Source organism: Cyanobium sp. ATX 6E8 (assembly GCF_024346335.1).
Classification (GTDB): Bacteria; Cyanobacteriota; Cyanobacteriia; order PCC-6307; family Cyanobiaceae; genus Cyanobium_A.
In genome coordinates this window covers 1-17,028 of the sequence record NZ_JAGQCT010000006.1, presented here as the reverse complement: position 1 = coordinate 17,028, position 17,028 = coordinate 1, and the positions used below count along the sequence as shown (strand labels likewise).

Sequence of the window (17,028 nt, the reverse complement as noted above, 5' to 3'; positions counted from 1 at the left end):
TTTGCTAGGGATAGTGTCTGTCCAGATCAAACAACACCTCATGAATATATGTCTCGGTCCACTCTGCACCGTGAAAGCGGCTGAGCATCCCCCTTGCTGGATCTTTCTCTGCCCGGTAGCTGGTGTAGCGCCTTTGGCCATTGAGCAAGATCGCTGAGCGATCGTCTGCTACGGGGGGCGCTTCATCCACGAGCTGTAAATAAAGCTTTAAATACTCAGCAAAGGCTTGAAATATGATGGTGCTGATCAGCTCATCGGAGGCTACGCCCAAAGGCAGACGGGTCCAGAGAAATGCAGGCGAAAAGTAAGGTTCTGCCTCAGCAGGAATGGGCCCGCCATCGGGTAAGTGAGGTTTCCAGCTGTTAAAAATTGGGAGCAAGCGATCCCAGACAGGTTGGGTATGGAGGGAATCGCTGCGGTCAACCGGCTGCAGGTCAAGGGCTAGCAGATGGCCTGAGGGCAGCGTGACCAAATCGGCTCCGAAGAAAGGCAGATCAAAGCGGCAGTTGGGATTGATGACTAGGTTCAGCACGGACGCTGCTGGCCCCGCCTCCACGCAAGCGGCCCTCACCTGGCGAAGCTTGTTGGTTTGACAGGCCCAGGTTGCAGTTTGCACAACTACCGGCTGTGCCTTCGAACCGGTGGATCCGGTTTTTTGCAGAAACTGCTCCGGCACGGGGTAGGCGGTTGGCTCCAATGCCTGAAGCATTTTGACTGCATGATCAAGAAAGGGCTGCCAACGCCAACCGGGGATTCTGACCTGGTCAAGGCTGCAGCTTTGCGGTGCTGTCATTGCTGCGGGCTAGATGGGAAGAGGAACTCGTGCAGAAAGCGATCCGACCAAGCCTTGCCGAAGTGGCTGCTAAACAGTCCGTGAGCCGGATCTCTTTCGGCGCTATAGACATCGTATGCCTCCTGCAGGGTTTTCACCTTTTCTGCTGTAACAATGGAAGTGCGTTGGCCGGCTTCGGCGCTGAGCTGCCAGTAGCAGTCGAGAAAGGCAGTGAAAGCTCTGGGCAACGATTCCTGCGCCTCCTCAGCTCCTCCACGGCAGAACAGCAGCCATGGCGAGAAATATTGGTTTGGATCAAATGAGCGCATGGCCTCAGCACCGTGAAGATCCGGGTGGCGAGAAATAAGTTCTTTTAGGCCTCGATAATAGGTGTCAAGATAATTTTGATCCTGCAGTAGTGGCTGAAAATCAAGCACTGCGACCAGCTTGCCGCGGGTGCCGAACCAAAGGAGATCGATTCCCATCAGGGGCTGATCGTTGTTGTATTCGGGATAGGCCACCGAATTCAACACTTGCAGGCTGTCCCCCGCGTCCATCCTGGTCACCCGCCAGCGTCGGAACCCAGGCACCTGCCAGAGCCAGCTTTGGATCACGCTCTGCCTCTTCGGGGAGCGACATTCAGCTAGCCCATCGGGTGGGGCAATGGGCTGCGCTCCAGACCTTTCCAGCCTGCTATTGAGCTCTTGCAAAAAAGGGTCAAACATCTCGGAGCGCTCAGGAGCAGGGTGGGTTAACGGAAACCGGCGGCCATGGAATCGGCGCTTTCCCGAAGCGACTGCAGAGTTGCGTCGGAGGGGCAACGAAGCTCCGTGCAGTAGGTGGTCATCGACACACCATCGAGACACTGCACTGAGCTCACCCGCATTCGCACCTGATCCGTGACGAACCAGCAGCGCTCCGTGCCGACATTGCTGTCGTAGCGCGTGGTAACGGTCATGACGCCATCGGTGGAAAAGGTGTATTGACTGAGGACGGGCTGCTTCTCCACGTAGCCCTTGTCACGGACTAGGAAACCCTGAGAGGGATCTCCTGCGAGAGGGATATCTATTAATACTGCCGCTTGATCTTCTGCTCTGGCTAGGGGCTTTAGATTGCTTTCCCACCAGAAACGAGCCCCTCCTGCTGCTAAATGAGGGTTGATATTGAGAGCTAGGCATATCTGTGTGACGGCTGGATCCTCAGCGGAGAAGGGCTCGATCACAAGATTGGAATCGCCGAATTCATCATCTTGGTGGTCGAGGTGGTGTACAGCCCGCCGCGTCAGCCAGGACCCTCGACTGGCCGCCAAGAACTGGTCCATCGTTCGGGCTGGGTCCACGGGTGCCACGGGCGTGTGAGGGGGATGGGGGTTAGTCCTGCTCGGACTTCTGGGACTCAAGTTGAGCCAGAATTGCTTCTAGCTTCTGCAGCTCGGGATGCTGAGCCAGGGTGAATTCCACTTGCTTCTGAGGGAGCTTCAGTCTTTGCCCCATGCCGATCACATCTTTGATCAGTCGATCGCGGTAGGCCGCCAGCTGATCAATCGACTCCTGCAACTCCTGCCGACTCGGATCGGATGCGTTGAGTGCAGACGTGTCGGCGCGAGCGGTGGTGCCGTCGGACATGGGTTGCGTAGCGCGAAGGTCAGCATACGCAGTCGACCGCTGCGATTCACCAAACCGGCTGCGCCGTTCACCAGGGCTGCTCGGTTGTGGCGGATCGTCCTCAGCAGGGCGGCCGGGGTGAGTGGTTCGTCATGGCGGCGTCGTGGGCACCGGCATTCCAAAGGTCAGCCTCCTCAAATGGGATTCGCTTGGCCGATGTTTGGACGATGTTGGTGAACAGGCGCAGAGCGGCATCAAGCTGGCAAAGCCGCTTCAGCGGCTGGGCTCTTTGTAGCCGGCGGCGCCCCAACATGCGCTGCACCCGGGCTCCACTGCAGCAGCAATGCCTTGAGAACCGGTCGAATCTCCAGGTGACCATGGTTTCAATTGCCACCACAAGCGTGGGCAACACCGCCGCCAGGCGTTTGCCGCAGCGATGGTCGCTGGCCTCCCACAGGGTCTCCAGGAGTCGCATCACTCGGGGCCCCAGCGTCTCCGGCCGGCAGCAGCCGCAGCCGCAGCCCCGATTTGCGCTGATACCCGCTGAGGTCCACCAGGCCATCCATCAGGGCAAGAGCAGCTGCAAACGGCTGCATTCCTGGTGAAAATGGAAGAAAAGATAAATCTCCCGGCGCTTTGTGGCGCAATTGGGTGGGAGTGCGTCCTTCCTTTTGCCAAAACCCTTTGCCAGCGCTGCCCTTTTAAGGTCGACAGCGATGGGTGACGAAAGTTTGCATGATTGCTTTGATCGGGGTCCTGAGGCTGGAGATAGCCGTAGTTTCCCCTTACGCCTTCCCCGGGAGGCAGCTAAGCCATGCAGCTCCAAGCAGATCTAATGATCTTCCCTGGCTGTCAACTGGCTGAGCACTAGAACCCCTGGCCCCTTTCCCATGCTCGACGCCTTTTCACGCGCTGTCGTCAGCGCAGATTCGAAGACTGCCCCAATTGGAGGCGGTGAGCTTGCTGCTCTCCGTAACTATGTTGCTGAGGGTAATAAGCGTCTAGACGCTGTTAACGCCATCACCAGTAATGCCTCCTGCATCGTTTCAGATGCAGTCACCGGCATGATCTGTGAAAACACTGGCCTGATCCAGGCTGGTGGCAACTGCTATCCCAACCGCCGCATGGCCGCCTGCCTGCGCGATGGCGAAATTGTGCTTCGCTACGTCAGCTACGCGCTGCTGGCAGGCGATGCCTCGGTTTTGGACGACCGCTGCCTGAACGGCCTCAAGGAGACCTACATCGCTCTGGGCGTTCCCCTTCAGTCTGCCGCCCGCGCTGTGGCCATCATGAAGGCTTCTTCCACAGCTCACATTAACGAGACAAACACCAGCGGCACCAACCCTGTGGAAACCCGTTTCCGCAAGATGGAAACCGTTCAGGGCGACTGCTCCGCTCTAGTGGCAGAAGCTGCTACCTACTTTGACCGTGTGATCAGCGGCCTCAGCTGATTCATCCGAAGAGATTGCTTTTTTAAACCACTACAACTCAATTAAACGAGGATCTTCACGATGAAGTCTGTTGTGACCACTGTTGTGACCGCCGCTGATGCCGCTGGTCGCTTCCCCTCCCAGAACGACCTGGAAGCTGTTCAGGGCAACATTCAGCGAGCTACTGCTCGTCTTGAAGCTGCTGAAAAGCTGGCTGCCGGTCTGGACAAAGTGACGAAGGAGGCTGGTGACGCTTGCTTCAGCAAGTACCCCTACCTCAAGCAAGCCGGCGAAGCTGGTGAGAACCAGGTCAAGGTGGACAAGTGCTACCGCGACATCGCTCACTATCTGCGTCTGATCAACTACTGCCTGGTTGTGGGCGGCACCGGCCCTCTCGATGAGTGGGGCATTGCCGGAGCCCGTGAGGTGTACCGCACCCTGCGCCTGCCTACCGCTGCTTACGTAGAAGCGCTCACCTTCACCCGCGATCGGGCTTGCGCCCCTCGGGACATGAGCCCCCAGGCTCTCAACGAGTTGAAGTCCTACCTTGACTACGCCATCAACGCCCTCTCCTGATCAGTTTCTGATTAATTGTTGAGGACAACCCAGGGAGGCCTTCGGGCCTCCTTTTTTATGTGAAAATCAGGCGTTGCCTACCCTCCCCCTCTCCTCGATGGAAATGGACGCATTAGATATCTTGTTTGACGATCTAGCCCACCCTAATCCTTATATTCAAAGCCAGGCTTTTATGGCTATGGTCAGGGATTGGCCTCAGCAAGCACTTCCTCGCCTGCTTGGTCTGTTGGCCCAACCGGATATAGCTTTACGCAGGGCTTCTGTTCGTGGTATTGGCGCCTTTGGTGCGGCAGCCTTGCTGCCCTTGGCGGATCTTCTTATGGCTAGCACGGACAGCACTATCCGCGCCAGCTGCGTGAAGGCCTATGCCCAGGTGGCTTCAAACCAGCCTGGGATCCATTTCCCCGAGACAGCGATGCGGGCTCTCGAGGAGGCACTCAGCGACGACTCACCCGTTGTGGCTGTTGCTTCGGTGATGGCCCTTGGGCAGGTTGGTGGGCAGGCGGTGCCGCTGTTGCTAAGAGTGGTGGGTGGTGATAATCCAGCCCAGGCGGTAGCAGCTGTCAATGCACTCGCCCAAATCGATGATCCTGCAATCGAACCGATTCTTAAGGATCTGCAGCATCAACCACAGGTAGATAGTTATGTGCGAGAGACCCTTGAATCAGCCCTAGCTCGAATAAGTGACCTGCAAGCGCGTCAACCTCAGCCGGGCTGACGCGAGACGATAAGCATCCTCACTTGCTCAGCTGACTGATTGCTAGTTCGAGCACTAATCTGACTCCAGGTTGTACTTCCTGTTCCACACTTGCTTGTAATGTAGGCAATGCATCCCTGGCTCCTAGCTTCATCAGCGATAGAGCAGCGTTTTTGCGAACCTGTTCTTCCGAGTCGGTGAGCAGGGGGAGCAGGCGCGGACAGGCCCATTCTGGCTCCTGCAACTTCCCCATCAGCGTTGCAGCTTCTGCCCGCACTTCGGAGTCCAGGTCATCTAGCGCGGTTAGAAGCAGCTGCCTCGCCTCGTCATCCCCCAGAGCCTGGATCTGTTCGCCGAGAGCTGCTATTGCTGCCGCTCTTATCCTGGCATCCGGAGAGCTGGCTGCTTGGCGAAGCGCTTCGGGCGCCTTGGCGCCGATAAAAGCAATCCCCCAGCTGGCCAGCCCCTGCTGCATGGCCGAAGCTTTTGGATGAACCAGCACTGAGAGGAGTGGATCGAGAGCCTGCTCGCCGACTGCAGCCATCGCTCCGACCGCTGATCCCTGCACAACGGGATCCGAATCTGAGAGCAGGGTTTCGAGTAAGACGGGCAAGGCAGCTGGATCTGCAATCAGGGTCAGAGTCTTAGCTGCAGCACGTCGAACGGTGACGTTGTCGTGAGACTGCAATGCACGGCAGAGTGTTGGCACCGCTGCAGCACCCACTGCTCCAAGGCTTTCGGCAAAGGTGAGCCGCATCAAGCCCCTGGTATCGCCGAGACCAGCCACCATCCGCTCAATTGCTGGGGTGTCGGATGAAGGAACTAACCCCTGACGAAGTTGGGAACGCAGCTCTGCAGCCAGAATGTTGGCTTCTTCAACGCTCAGTTGCTGGATCCCAGATGCGGGGGTAGCGGACAGCTCGGCAGACAAGGTTCCCTCCTATTGGACAAATTATCAGGGATAGCCGCTGCGATCCTATGGTGGGCTTAACAAGATCAGGACATGACACGCTTTTTGCTCTCCCACAACCTTCAGGTGGCTTCCGAAAGCCTGAAAGCCCTCAATTCCGCCGATCTGGCGGCGGGGCTTGTTGCGCACCTATCCATCGATTTCCATGTTCAGGCACTGAGCCACCCCCACTGGTTGGTTCAGGTGGAAGCGGATCTGCTGCCCATTGATCTGGCCAAGGCCATGCTCCGAGCCTGGCGTCAGCTGCGCTGCTCTACAGGCGCTACAGATGATGCGTGCCAGCTTTTGGCCTTGGGTGGTCGTAAGGACGATCAAGGAGCCTCTGGAGCGTTGCTGCAGAGGGGCGACTGGGGGGTCGATGTGGTGGAGACTCTGAACACAGCCGCTTTCCTTCAGTCGATCAACTGGGAATTGCTCAAACAGGGGCGTGCTCCTGATGGCGTGTTCGAGCTTCAGGGCTGAGCTGGGCTATTTGCGGCGGCGAGTGGATTGCCGTCCAGCTTTGGGTGATTCGCCTGGGTCGGCAGCCAATTTGGTCACCACTGCGGAAGCCGAGTTGGAAGCCTCAAGCGGTTCCACCTTCGTAACAGGGATTCCGTTCTGGTGTAGTTGCTGCATGGCATGGCTCAGCATATGGCGCGGAACTAGCAGCTTCTGAGCAACCCTCTGGGGAGTTTCAGAATTGATGCTTGTAACAACCAGAAGTGCACCACATTGATGGGGTCCCATCGAGCGTCTATTTTAGATGGTTTCATATTGAACGTGACCGGGCCGGGTTGCGTCAAGACACATAATTCTTAAACTTTCAGCGCGCTTGCCCTGCCGGCCACCAGAGTTGGGATCAGGCCAATGTTGAGCTACACAGCTTCGCCCCCTTTGACTTTTGAGGACAGTATTTTGGCAAGCTCCAGCAACAGTTATGACAATATTCATCCCGGGCTCAGCCATCATGATGCGCTAGCGATTCTTGAACAATCTCTTGACTCGCTTGATTCTGCCAGCGACTACTACATGGCGGCCGCCCATCTCGTGAATTTCCCCGGCGATAAAACGGAGGAGGCATTATTGCGGCTCATTGATAATTCTTCGGGCGAACAGGCGGTTAATCTTGCGCGCCGCAAAGCGGTCGAAGTTTTGGGCAGGCTTGGGGTTCAACGGGCCATACCCAGCATTGGGCGTTGCCTAAGGAGTAACGATCACTATCTCATTGAAAATGCCGCCTGGGCCCTTCTTCAGCTCAATTGCCAGGATGTTGAACTCCATCAGGCGATGCTGCTATTACTTAATGATCCAGGCCAGAGCCGCAGGGTTCTTATCCAGGCTCTTGTTGGGTTAGAAGTGCATGGGGCCTTGCCCGTACTTCAATCGCTGCAAGATGATGCGAATCCAGGGGTTCGCGGCGCTGCTTTGTCCGGGGTTGCACAGCTCAGTGGCGATAGCAGTCGCCTTCAAGAGTTGGAAGACCACCTGACCCTGCCTAATCAAATGGACCGGCAGTCGGCGATTCAGGATTTAATTGACTGTCGAGCTACATATCTACTGCCTTCGATCCTCAAGGCGCCCGTGTCCCCTGTGTTCAGGTTGCGCGCTCTGCGGACACTCTGGCCGGGCCAAGAAAAAGCACATGCAGGCCTTGACCTGCTTACTTGTTTAGATTCGCTGATGTTGGATCAGCCAGAGGATTTGGTCTTGGCGCACTGCTACGACGCTGAACCCACCATATTATTTTTATTTGATGAGTTTTTTGGTACTGACTTTAGCCGTTGCTACCTAGCTTTGTCCACATTGAAGCGTAGGCCAGCAGAGGAGCTCTGGCCTGTTTTCTGGAAGCGATGGCAGGAGGATGCTTTTAATGACTACGGCGCTCATTACTTCTTCATTCAGCTTCTTGGTAGTGTGGATATCTGGCCTTGCGCTGCTACTTCTGAGATTGAGGCATTGCTGCTGGAAGCTATGAATAGCAAGCGCCCACAATTCGGCAAATCAAGACCGGCTGCTTGCTTGGCTTTGAATAAGCATTTCCCTGATATATGGTGCAAAAGTGTGCGGCAGCTCTTGTCCTCCGATTTCACGCCAAGCTGGGAGCTACGTTATGCGGCATTGATAGGTCTTGATTCAATTGATGTTGGGAATAACCATGAAATAACTCAGGTTTTACAGAATGCTTTTGCCGTGCAGGATCCTGATGTTTTAGTAGATCGTAGGCGTCAACTGCTTATTTCAGAAAACCGGGTCTGAAAGGAGCCACGCTCAGCCCAGTAGCGTTGGATTTCCAGGCCTTTGGGCCTCGGCACAGCTGCGTCAGCTCTCAGGATCTTGAATGTTCGACGGGGCCCCATGGGCCAGTTTCCAATTGCTCTTACAGACCGCACTTGCCCACCAATCATATTTAGGCAGGCTTCAAAACGCTCAAGCTGACTATGATCGATTGTTTCAAAAATAAAGTCTTGGCCTTGGCAAACTAGGTGCTGCGAGCGAATCCAGCTACGGAATTGGCGGATAGCTTCTCCGTCAGCTTGCAGTGTTTCAGTTTTATCCAACTTATTTAGGTTCTTCTCCCTTATGTTTACTTAGACGTGCCCACTCAGCTGTCACCTCATTCTCAAAGCTAGCCACGCGTTCAAAACGTAGTGGCCCATGTTCAGAGCCCCATTGCAAGGTATTAGTAGCTGGATCAAAACCCTGATCTCTACTAATCCAGTTTTCATGATCAACCAACACCTCACTCACTAGATAGGTAGGCTGCCCGTCGCGTGGCACTAGGCATTTATTCCCAGGCTCTACCTTTCCGCTGAAGCAACCCGGTTTCGTCTCTTGGAAATGCATCGCACAACCGCAGCGCTGTTTAAGGCGATCAATATGAATAAGCTTAAGCAGTTTAGGCGTGAAGCCTGCTCCAGCTAAGCGAATTGGTTGGTCGAATCCAAAATTCTCAACAATCTGCACATTCTCGGTTGAAATCAGTCGATGTACGCCTTGCCTATAAGGTCGCCAAGGATCATGCCCATAGCTTTGCTCGGAGTAAAAGCCAGGGCCCTGAAATACTTCCCAAGGCAGCGGGCGAAAATAGATATTGATATGGGCGAAATTTACGGGGTCTTGCTGTGCCTGGGAGAAATTACTGTAGTGCCCAGCTAGAATTTTAGCGAATTTCAGGGTAATACCTATCATCGTGAACTCTATTGGCTGAACGAATCTAACCGTCTGATTTCAGATGCGAAGGATGTTTGCAGTATTCCTGAGCCGGCCGAGGTTCGCAGCACTGATGAGCGGCAGCGAACATTCTCAGATACGAACCAGATCCTTTCCTCCGCAATCGATTGACCATATTGCGTAGTGAGTATAAAAGTATCATCTTCTAAAAAAGAATAGTTTGATACTGCTTGCTCGGCCTCTGCATATCCAGCGCTTCGCAGTAAGATTCCTTTTTGATTATCAAGTGGGATTGGAACGAGGATGCATGATCCTGCTGATACTTCACTGGGCCCCTCTGGCTCCCAGTCACTTTCTGCTTTCCATTCCATTCGGAATGGCAGAAGGGGGTCAGCGTTGTGTATTTTGCACTCTCTAATTAACTGAAGCACCAACGGATCTTGGAGTCCAACTGGTTCAATCAATACTGAACTGCGAACATCCTCAAATTGCTGAAATGCAAGAGAATGACCGCTTCTCATGGAACGCCAGCGGCCTAGGCTACGAGCTACAAAAGATTCCAGCTGCATCAACGCTGCTCAGGCCTTGTTTCTGTGAGTTGTCCGTGCAGATGGCAGACGACCTGCCTGAACCATGTGTACCCATGTATCGATCATCATGTTGATCGCAGGCAGTGTCGTTGTAGTGCTCTGATCATTCCGAGAGCACTCTGCTTTGAGATGGTGATTGTCCATTAAATCTATGGTTTGTAGCCAGGGTGATTGTTGCTGATGCTTTTGGGAGGCGGCTCAATTGTTGCAGCATTAAACTTAATGCAGCCTTGAGCCGCTTCCAATTTCATTTAAATTAGGACTCTCGTACTGACACGATACGACCCCTACGTCGATGAATTGATTGGATCGCTGATGATAGCGAGCTGAAGGGAACTGTTGTCGTTTGCGTTACGCCTCGATTTAGGCCAACAGGATTAGCACTTGTCCAGCGAATAGCGTAGCGCTGGTTGTTGCGACCACCTGGCCCGGGTGTTTTTTGACTGCCTCCGGGGGGCGAAGTGGTCGCCAGGCTCACTAATAATTGTGATTGTTCGTCACCGTCAAAAGTTGCAAAGCCCGATGTTAATGCACGTGTTCTGTTGTACGTAAGATTGGATTCACCTTTCTGGCTTGCCACTCCCCTGTCATAAGGAACTGTATCAAAGCCAAAGACCTCTAGATACTCGACTCCGTATATATAGCTGTTGATTTCTGCTTCGTAGCCTTCTGCGGCCAGGAGCTGAACATGCTTGCTCAGTTCAGCCTGATTTCGTGGGGCGCGGCCTAAGAGATGCTTGAAGTTGAGTTCAACAAACCGATAGGGACCATTTGCATCAAAAAAGAGACGCCGATAGCTGTCGGACAGGGCTAGAGCATTGATCAGCCCCTGCACAGTGAGGTCGCCGTTGATGAACAAACTCTCTGCAGAGACTGAGAGCTCTTCGTCAAAGAGGTGTGCATTGCCAAATACCTGGCGGTAGGCGGCTTTCAGCTGGGCTTGGGCTTCTGATTGGCGTAAACCCGAATTGGGCCGGTCAAGAGTTTCCATTTGCATGGTTTTTAGGATGGTAGGGGGTAGTTTAGAAACAGCAGTTGTCCCGAATAAATGATCCAGTGTTTTCTAGGTGATTTCGGTCACAGAAATGATCCGACCACCGCGTCTATGGATGTAGCCTAGTTGGCTGGTAATGTCATTGCCGCTTACTACGTAACTGGCGTTCGGGTTGCGTTGGCGGCCGCCTGCTGGCTGGGCATTGACGACAATACGGAAGCGCTTGGATGTGGGATCAGCTGATCCAGAGGCTGCACCAAGCCTGTTAATCCGTACGGTTGTATTTGACCAGTTTGTAGGGGTAGATCTTGTTGCTACTGAATTCTGCAGGCTTGAGGCACATTGAATGGTGTCACTGGCTGCATAGCCTTGCACTAGGGCTATGTGCCGATTAAAGGAAACCTGTTCGCGACCGTTTTCCGTGGCTACACGCAGATATGGAACAGTATTTTCGCCGAAGGTGTTCTGATACTCTTCGCTATCAACGTAGCTGTTGATTTCTGCTTCATAGCCGTGAATGGCTAGCCTTTGTAGATGCTCACTCATCTCGGCCTGAGATGCGGGTGCACGCCCCAAAATATGTTTGAAATTCAGCTCAACAAAACGGTAGGGAGCATTTGTTTCGAAGAAGCGCCGGCGATAGTCTGAAGAAAGTCCAATAGCTCTTATGAATTCGCGAGTGCTGAGCCTTCCCTCAGCAAACTGGCTTTCTGCTGTTAAGTTGCGTTCGCTGTCCATTACATGGGGATTGCCCAGCACTTGGCGGTATACCGAGCGGATCAGCGCAGTAATCTGATCTGCTGAATCACCGTTGCAGCGCTCGAATACTTCCTGCTGGCGCTGGCCAAGCCCAAAGCCAACGTATAGATCACCACGCATAGGTGTCGAGTCGCCTCCATCGGCACTGTTCCGCTTGACAGGCACTAACATACCGCCCGAACCAGCCGCTGTTCCTCCCGTTTGACTAAGGGAAGCAGATCGGTAAACCTGTGCAGGCACTCTTATTGAGAGCCTGTAGCCGCTAACTAGATTGCCTAGCAGTTGACTTTTGGTTCCTACGGCTGTGTCGCTGCCAGCGAAATTCTGCTCAAGTGCTGCGATCCTGTTGAACGCTGCTTGAGGCTGGCCTACTGGTGAGTTCCAACTTGTTTGGTATGGAACTGTTTCCTCGCCAAAGGACTTTAGATACTCATCGGAATCAAGATAGCTATTGATTTCTTCTGTGAAGCCACTTGTGGCGATTAATGCCACATGGCTAGCCACCTCTGCTTGATTCTGGGGGGGGCGGCCCAGCAGATGCTTGAAATTAAGCTCAACTGCTCGATGCGGAGACACAGCATCAAAGAAGCGCGAGCGATAAAAATCGGATTGGGCCAATCTGCGTACGAACTCGCGTACGTTTATGTCCCCATTGCGTAATTTTGATTCGGCGCTCAGCAGGCGCTCGCTTTCCATCGGCTGAACATTGCCGAATACCTGCCGGTATGCAGCTCTTACTGCGTTGTGAAAAGCAGCATTGTCGTTTGCGGTGAATGCTGATGGTGTATTTAGTAGCTGCTGGTTGCGAAATTGATCATCGCTTGTGGCAGTTTCTACGGCATCAGTCCTTTGTCGAGAAAACCTTGCTGGTGCCTCAAGTAGCTGAGTGGCTCCGAAATCAAGTGAATTGCTTTGATTTGCTGTCACGGGCGGGTGGGGGAGAAGTGGGGGTGGCAGGTAAAAGACTTGCTTTGCTTTTTGGAATATAATTGCTTGGATGTCTTTCGGCATCCAACTAATTTTGACTGCTGAATCGGAAGCTCTATTGTCAAACAGAGCCAGTTGGAGCAATGGATCAGTCTAATGGTGTGATGCTTGCGATCTTGCCCCCCTCGCGGTGGATAAGTTGATATTGCTCTGAAAGCTTATTGAAGGGAACGAAGAATACCCTGTTTGCTTTCCTATAGCGTGATGTGGGTCGCACGTTATTGGCCCGATAGCCGGTGACTTCTACCCGATAGACTTTGCCTGTTTCGCCTGCGAGTACACCAATCCGTGTAACGGGATCTGTCAGGTTGGCAGCTGGGCGGTAGCTCCAGCCTTGGGTATCTTGTGATGAGGGAGCCACCACAGGAAGGGGGCGGTTCTGATAGGCAGCACCGCCAAGACGGCTCCTGATTCCAGCCAAGTTGCCTTTTAGGCTGCTGCTGCTGTTGCCACGTAGCAACTGGAATGACCAGGTGAACTCTTGAAGCGTTGCACAGGATTCTGTTTTCCACCCACGTTGATATGGCACTGTCCACTCACCAAAGTTGTTCTGATATTCGTCAGAATCTAAGAAGCTGTCGATGTCTGCTTCGTAACCACTTGTATCTAGTCTTTCGGCATGCCCCCGCATTTCCTCGAAATCTGCTGGAGCACGTCCGAGTAGGTGGCGAAAAGCCAGTTCGATATAGCGGTAGCGTGCGCATGAGTCAAAAAAGCGCGTGCTATAAAGATCGCTTTTTGCGATCCGTCTTACCAGTTCTCTAACGCTGATTTCCCCTAGCTTGAACTGCGATTCTGCAACAATTTGTCGTTCGCTCTCCATCACGTAGGCATTTCCAAGAACCTGTCTGTAGACAGCCCGGATTACTGACTCCTTCGCTTGGTCGTCGTCTCTTGGCACTAGCTCACGTGGTGCTTCGCACTCTTGGGAGAAGCTCTCCACACCCAGGATCGAGGCTGGACCAAACGGCATGACTTTCTTGGCGATACCTGGCCATTATCTCTGATCCCTCACAACCCTCTCCTTCGACTTCACGAATCTCAAGATGTTGCTTTAACCGCTTCGCTTTGTCTGCCACTGCGAGTACCCTATGCGGGTTTTGTTGTCGATTCCAGCAGCGACTCCAGTGTTGTCCGAGTCGCTTGCCTAGTGAGTGGGTTCCAGCAATCCAGTTCGATATGAGAGCGAGTTAGGAGGTTGGCTAGCTGCATCTTGTCCAAACCCGTGGCTTGACTGAAGTCAGCGCCCTTGATACTTTCAGCCTCATCTAGGATAGCATCTGCCAAATTAGCGGCTCTAAAGTCTGCCTGTTGCAACTGACTACCGTTAAAGCGTGCGCCTATGCAACGACTACCTTGCATTTTTGCAAATCTTAAGTCTGCTCCTACAAAGCGTGCTCCGTCTAATACTGCACCACTGAGGTCACATCCGCTTAGGTACGCACCCATGAAGTTGGTGCTACGTAGGTCCATACCCCTGAGATCTGCACCATTCAAAAAAGCCCCATTAAGAGCTGCACCAGGGCCTACCGCTCCTGACTTTTCAAGATCAAAGCCAGCGGGTACACGAGTCTTTTTGTCATATCGAGCAAGTGTTAAATTGCATCCTTCTAGTAGGCAGGCGCTGAGGTCTGTTCCCCTTATATCCATTCGACAAAGGTTTGCCTGACGCAGGTCAAGTGGTTGTAGAACACGTTTGTTCCAGCTTGCACCGCGCGCGTCTACGTGTTGATGCTGCGTCGCAGTTGGTTCGCATTTCTCAGGAGCACTCCATTGGCTTGGATCTTCTGGTAACAAAAATGCTTGATGCTTTTGGTACATTTTCAGGCAGGATTTGATTTTCTAGTAATTAGATACATTTACGTTCCGTGCTAGCGCTAGCTTTGCTCGGTTGGTAGCAGAGCGTTGGTCAGGTTATCAAAAGCTTTGTTGAGGCAGGTTGCCTCATGAGCATGCCCTGAAGTTTCTAGGACTTGTGTGGTTAGTGCACGCATCCGAGCTAGGACATACATCATCGCAGTGATAGGTACTTCTATTTTCTTGTATAAATGACGCAATGCAATCATGCCCTCTATGTCTGCTATATCTGTGCAATCGCATGCAACCCCATAAATTATCACCCGCAAAAACTGTTGGCAATCGTGCCAGCAGGCTTCTGCTCGTGGCTCCGGGAATAGCCCTCCGCCAGGCATTGTGAGCTGTGGTTGTTGGGTTAGTAAATCTCGCCTTGCTTCATCAATTACCTGGTTTGACCCCGCTATTAGTAGCCCAATGGCATCCTCTGAAGTATTGCAATAGTTACATATTGCTTTTGATTCCTCTGCGCTGAGGAACCGTTTTGAAGTATCGGCTTTAGCTATCAACACCCTTGCCGCTTCGGGGATGCTGTTGCGATTGCTTATGCCGCATACTTTTGCATCCTTGGCAAGTTGGCTGATCTCCATTTTCTGTTGAGCTTCTCTAGTTAGTTTCACCATTCTACAGGAGTAGCGGTTAGCCAGCCATGTCGTTCCAAATGGAATGCCCAGACTGCTGTCCCGCCAAGTTCTGGACAGTGTTCAGATGCCAGATCCACTAGCTGTTCTGACACACCGAGGTTTTTAAGTAGATCCCTTGCTCCGGACGTTCCTTCAGCCACGGCTGAACGGATTGCTGCTCCGACAACCCAGGTCAGATTAGTGTCTGACAGTTTTCCGCTGTTCCTTTCGCAGGCAAGTAAAAGATTTTGGTTGCCAGGATGTTTCTTGTGATAGGCCTTCCAAATCCCAATGTCGTCAATTCTTAGGTCTATGCGCAAGCGAGCCTCGTCGGTACCGTACTGAATCTCCTGTTCTCCTCCAGCTTGGTTTATTAAGTCTTTAATGCTAAAAGTTTCATTGGGTGACATGGTGTTTTTGTTTTGGCAGTAGGATGGTTTTACCGGGCTGTCTAGAGTCTTTCCCGAATCTTTGCGCGCGCTTAATGCAACAAGCCTATTGCCTTAATGCTGATTCTGTCCGCAACTCTTTATTTCTTTTATTTTTTAAATAAAAATAGCCCCCCCTGCTTAGGGGAGGCTATTAATCACTTTTAACAGGAAGCCTGATCAAACAAGCGCGTTGATTGCGTAATCGAGGTAATTGTTTGCTTCTGTTGCTGCTTCGCCTGTAAGGCCATGGTTGGCTTTGATGTAGCTAAGAGCTTCAACATACCAGGAGGGGGAGAGCTCAAAAGCGCGATTGATTTCATCAATACCGGCAATCAGGTACTCATCCATGGGTCCGGTGCCACCAGCCACGAGGCAGTAGGTGACCATGCGGAGGTAGTAGCCGATGTCGCGGGAGCACTTAGCCTTACCACGGGCATCAGCGGCATAGTTTGCACCCTGCATCTGGGTGGTGTAGGGGAACTTGTTGTAAACGGCCTGGGCAGCGCCGTTGACCAAGTTGTCTGCGTTGGCTGTTAGGCCCTTAGCAGCTGCGAGAGCATTTTTGGCGCGGTCAAAGCGACCAAAAGCTGAGTTGAGCTCAGTGTTTGAGAGGAACCGTCCCTGGGAATCAGCGGTTGCGACGGCTTCGGTAAGGGGAGTCTTCATTGGAAAGGGGAAATAAGTTGGTTTGGCTTTTTAGTGAGCTGATCAGCCGACGGCTGCTGCAGCGCGGTCGAAGTAGGTCCCGATTTCGCTGATTAGAGCTGAGCAATCTCCCTGGGTGATGCCGTTACGGTCGTTGGCAATTGCAATGGCGGCGTCTTTCATCTTGCGAACACCTTCAGCAACCGAAGCGCCAGGAACGCCGAGGGCCAGGTAGGTCTCCCGCAGGCCGTTGAGGCAACGGTCTTCCAGCACGGATGCATCGCCGTTGAAAATGGCGTAGGTGATGTAACGGAGGATGATGTCCATATCGCGTAGGCACGCAGCCATGCGGCGGCTGGTGTAGGCGTTCCCGCCAGGAGCTGTTAGCGCCGGCTGAGCTTCAAAAAGATCGCGGGCCGCATTGGTGACGATCTTGGATGCATTGGAGGTGATGCGGTTCACAGCATCCATCCGCTTGTTGCTCTCGGAAACCATCGCTGCAAGCGCGTCGATTTGACCGGCGTTGATGAATTCGCCACGGGCATCAGCCTGGGCTACAACCTTGGTGAAGGCGTCGAACATTGGGAGGCTCCTAGTCGCGACGAATAGTCGGAAGGGTGGATAGGGGTTCCAGGCTGGTCAGGGCCCAGGCGAGCGCAGTGCCTCTTGTGGGCAGAGAGCAGCAGCCTGGCTGTTTCAACTTGGTGCGCCCATTCTCATCAAGATGCCTGCCTGCCTACTGCTCCCTTAACAAACGGTCACTGCCCCAAGGCCTGGAGGGCTCTTCTCGTTGCAGGTGGCCATGGCAGGTGCCTCTGACGTGACCCCCTTTGTTGGTCCAAGCCTTATGAGAGTTGGTGGGTGTGGTCATGCGGCAACTCCCTGTTGAGCTGCCTCCAGGGGCGTACGCCCCTGGAGGGCCGAGTGCGGCCTGAGAGAGTTG

General features: G+C 53.4%; 21 protein-coding genes. 5 read left to right on the top strand and 16 right to left on the bottom strand.

Features of this window, described 5'->3' with window-relative positions:
- Positions 1–4 precede the first annotated feature (4 nt).
- From KBY70_RS06690 to KBY70_RS06670, 5 genes are all read right to left on the bottom strand, one after another.
- Entirely contained in the window at positions 5–793 is a 789-nt protein-coding gene (locus KBY70_RS06690; protein WP_254987899.1) for a phycoerythrobilin:ferredoxin oxidoreductase, read from the bottom strand.
- The gene (locus KBY70_RS06685; protein ID WP_094560003.1) at positions 790–1,497 is read right to left on the bottom strand and encodes a 15,16-dihydrobiliverdin:ferredoxin oxidoreductase; all 708 of its coding nucleotides are present in this window, start codon (positions 1,495–1,497) and stop codon (positions 790–792) included. The genes KBY70_RS06690 and KBY70_RS06685 overlap by 4 nt, the downstream gene beginning before the upstream one ends.
- Positions 1,498–1,523: 26 nt before the next feature.
- Complete coding sequence (locus KBY70_RS06680) at positions 1,524–2,093, bottom strand: phycobiliprotein lyase (protein WP_254987898.1); 570 nt, start codon at positions 2,091–2,093, stop codon at positions 1,524–1,526.
- 49 nt (positions 2,094–2,142) lie between these two features.
- Positions 2,143–2,397: a hypothetical protein gene (locus KBY70_RS06675; protein WP_094560001.1), complete on the bottom strand. Its 255-nt coding sequence runs from the start codon at positions 2,395–2,397 to the stop codon at positions 2,143–2,145.
- A 100-nt stretch (positions 2,398–2,497) separates the two neighbouring features.
- Positions 2,498–2,851, bottom strand: a complete 354-nt coding sequence (locus tag KBY70_RS06670) for a hypothetical protein (protein ID WP_254987897.1) — start codon at positions 2,849–2,851, stop codon at positions 2,498–2,500.
- A gap of 415 nt (positions 2,852–3,266) precedes the next feature.
- On the opposite strand from KBY70_RS06670, the gene cpeB reads away from it, so the two are divergent.
- The 3 genes from cpeB to KBY70_RS06655 all read left to right on the top strand — a co-directional run bounded on the left by cpeB (position 3,267) and on the right by KBY70_RS06655 (position 5,100).
- A complete protein-coding gene (gene cpeB, locus KBY70_RS06665; RefSeq protein WP_094559999.1) occupies positions 3,267–3,827 on the top strand; it encodes a class 1 C-phycoerythrin subunit beta in 561 nt (186 codons plus the stop codon).
- 60 nt (positions 3,828–3,887) lie between these two features.
- Positions 3,888–4,382 (top strand): class 1 C-phycoerythrin subunit alpha, encoded by a 495-nt coding sequence (gene cpeA, locus KBY70_RS06660; RefSeq protein ID WP_094559998.1) that lies wholly within the window; start codon positions 3,888–3,890, stop codon positions 4,380–4,382.
- Positions 4,383–4,455: 73 nt separating this feature from the next.
- Positions 4,456–5,100 (top strand): HEAT repeat domain-containing protein, encoded by a 645-nt coding sequence (locus KBY70_RS06655; protein WP_254987896.1) that lies wholly within the window; start codon positions 4,456–4,458, stop codon positions 5,098–5,100.
- A gap of 19 nt (positions 5,101–5,119) precedes the next feature.
- Here KBY70_RS06655 and KBY70_RS06650 read toward each other — a convergent pair whose 3' ends face one another.
- Positions 5,120–6,010 carry a HEAT repeat domain-containing protein gene (locus tag KBY70_RS06650; RefSeq protein WP_254987895.1) on the bottom strand — a complete coding sequence of 297 codons (891 nt, stop codon included), beginning with the start codon at positions 6,008–6,010 and terminating at the stop codon, positions 5,120–5,122.
- A gap of 72 nt (positions 6,011–6,082) precedes the next feature.
- Here KBY70_RS06650 and KBY70_RS06645 point away from each other — a divergent pair, with 72 nt between their 5' ends.
- Together KBY70_RS06645 and KBY70_RS06640 are read left to right on the top strand one after the other, a co-directional pair.
- Entirely contained in the window at positions 6,083–6,511 is a 429-nt protein-coding gene (locus KBY70_RS06645) for a DUF2656 family protein (protein WP_254987894.1), read from the top strand.
- Positions 6,512–6,925: 414 nt separating this feature from the next.
- Positions 6,926–8,287, top strand: a complete 1,362-nt coding sequence (locus KBY70_RS06640; protein WP_254987893.1) for a HEAT repeat domain-containing protein — start codon at positions 6,926–6,928, stop codon at positions 8,285–8,287.
- Between the two features lie 303 nt (positions 8,288–8,590).
- Here the strand turns inward: KBY70_RS06640 and KBY70_RS06630 are convergent, their stop codons facing one another.
- The 10 genes from KBY70_RS06630 to KBY70_RS06585 form a co-directional block, all read right to left on the bottom strand.
- Positions 8,591–9,220, bottom strand: a complete 630-nt coding sequence (locus KBY70_RS06630; protein ID WP_254987892.1) for a chromophore lyase CpcT/CpeT — start codon at positions 9,218–9,220, stop codon at positions 8,591–8,593.
- Positions 9,221–9,228: 8 nt separating this feature from the next.
- Positions 9,229–9,771: a phycobiliprotein lyase gene (locus tag KBY70_RS06625; RefSeq protein WP_254987891.1), complete on the bottom strand. Its 543-nt coding sequence runs from the start codon at positions 9,769–9,771 to the stop codon at positions 9,229–9,231.
- Positions 9,772–10,048: 277 nt separating this feature from the next.
- Positions 10,049–10,783, bottom strand: coding sequence for a phycobilisome rod-core linker polypeptide (locus KBY70_RS06620; protein ID WP_254987890.1), 735 nt, complete (start codon positions 10,781–10,783; stop codon positions 10,049–10,051).
- Positions 10,784–10,855: 72 nt separating this feature from the next.
- Positions 10,856–12,556: a phycobilisome rod-core linker polypeptide gene (locus KBY70_RS06615; protein WP_254987889.1), complete on the bottom strand. Its 1,701-nt coding sequence runs from the start codon at positions 12,554–12,556 to the stop codon at positions 10,856–10,858.
- A gap of 64 nt (positions 12,557–12,620) precedes the next feature.
- The gene (locus KBY70_RS06610) at positions 12,621–13,505 is read right to left on the bottom strand and encodes a phycobilisome linker polypeptide (RefSeq protein WP_094559992.1); all 885 of its coding nucleotides are present in this window, start codon (positions 13,503–13,505) and stop codon (positions 12,621–12,623) included.
- A 116-nt stretch (positions 13,506–13,621) separates the two neighbouring features.
- Positions 13,622–14,353, bottom strand: coding sequence for a pentapeptide repeat-containing protein (locus tag KBY70_RS06605; RefSeq protein WP_254987888.1), 732 nt, complete (start codon positions 14,351–14,353; stop codon positions 13,622–13,624).
- 56 nt (positions 14,354–14,409) lie between these two features.
- The gene (locus KBY70_RS06600; protein ID WP_254987887.1) at positions 14,410–14,976 is read right to left on the bottom strand and encodes a phycobilisome polypeptide; all 567 of its coding nucleotides are present in this window, start codon (positions 14,974–14,976) and stop codon (positions 14,410–14,412) included.
- A 26-nt stretch (positions 14,977–15,002) separates the two neighbouring features.
- On the bottom strand, positions 15,003–15,419 hold the full coding sequence (locus tag KBY70_RS06595) for a hypothetical protein (protein ID WP_254987886.1): 417 nt from the start codon (positions 15,417–15,419) through the stop codon (positions 15,003–15,005).
- A 198-nt stretch (positions 15,420–15,617) separates the two neighbouring features.
- Complete coding sequence (gene cpcA, locus KBY70_RS06590; protein ID WP_094559989.1) at positions 15,618–16,106, bottom strand: phycocyanin subunit alpha; 489 nt, start codon at positions 16,104–16,106, stop codon at positions 15,618–15,620.
- A gap of 42 nt (positions 16,107–16,148) precedes the next feature.
- Positions 16,149–16,667, bottom strand: a complete 519-nt coding sequence (locus KBY70_RS06585) for a phycocyanin subunit beta (protein WP_094559988.1) — start codon at positions 16,665–16,667, stop codon at positions 16,149–16,151.
- Positions 16,668–17,028: the final 361 nt, after the last annotated feature.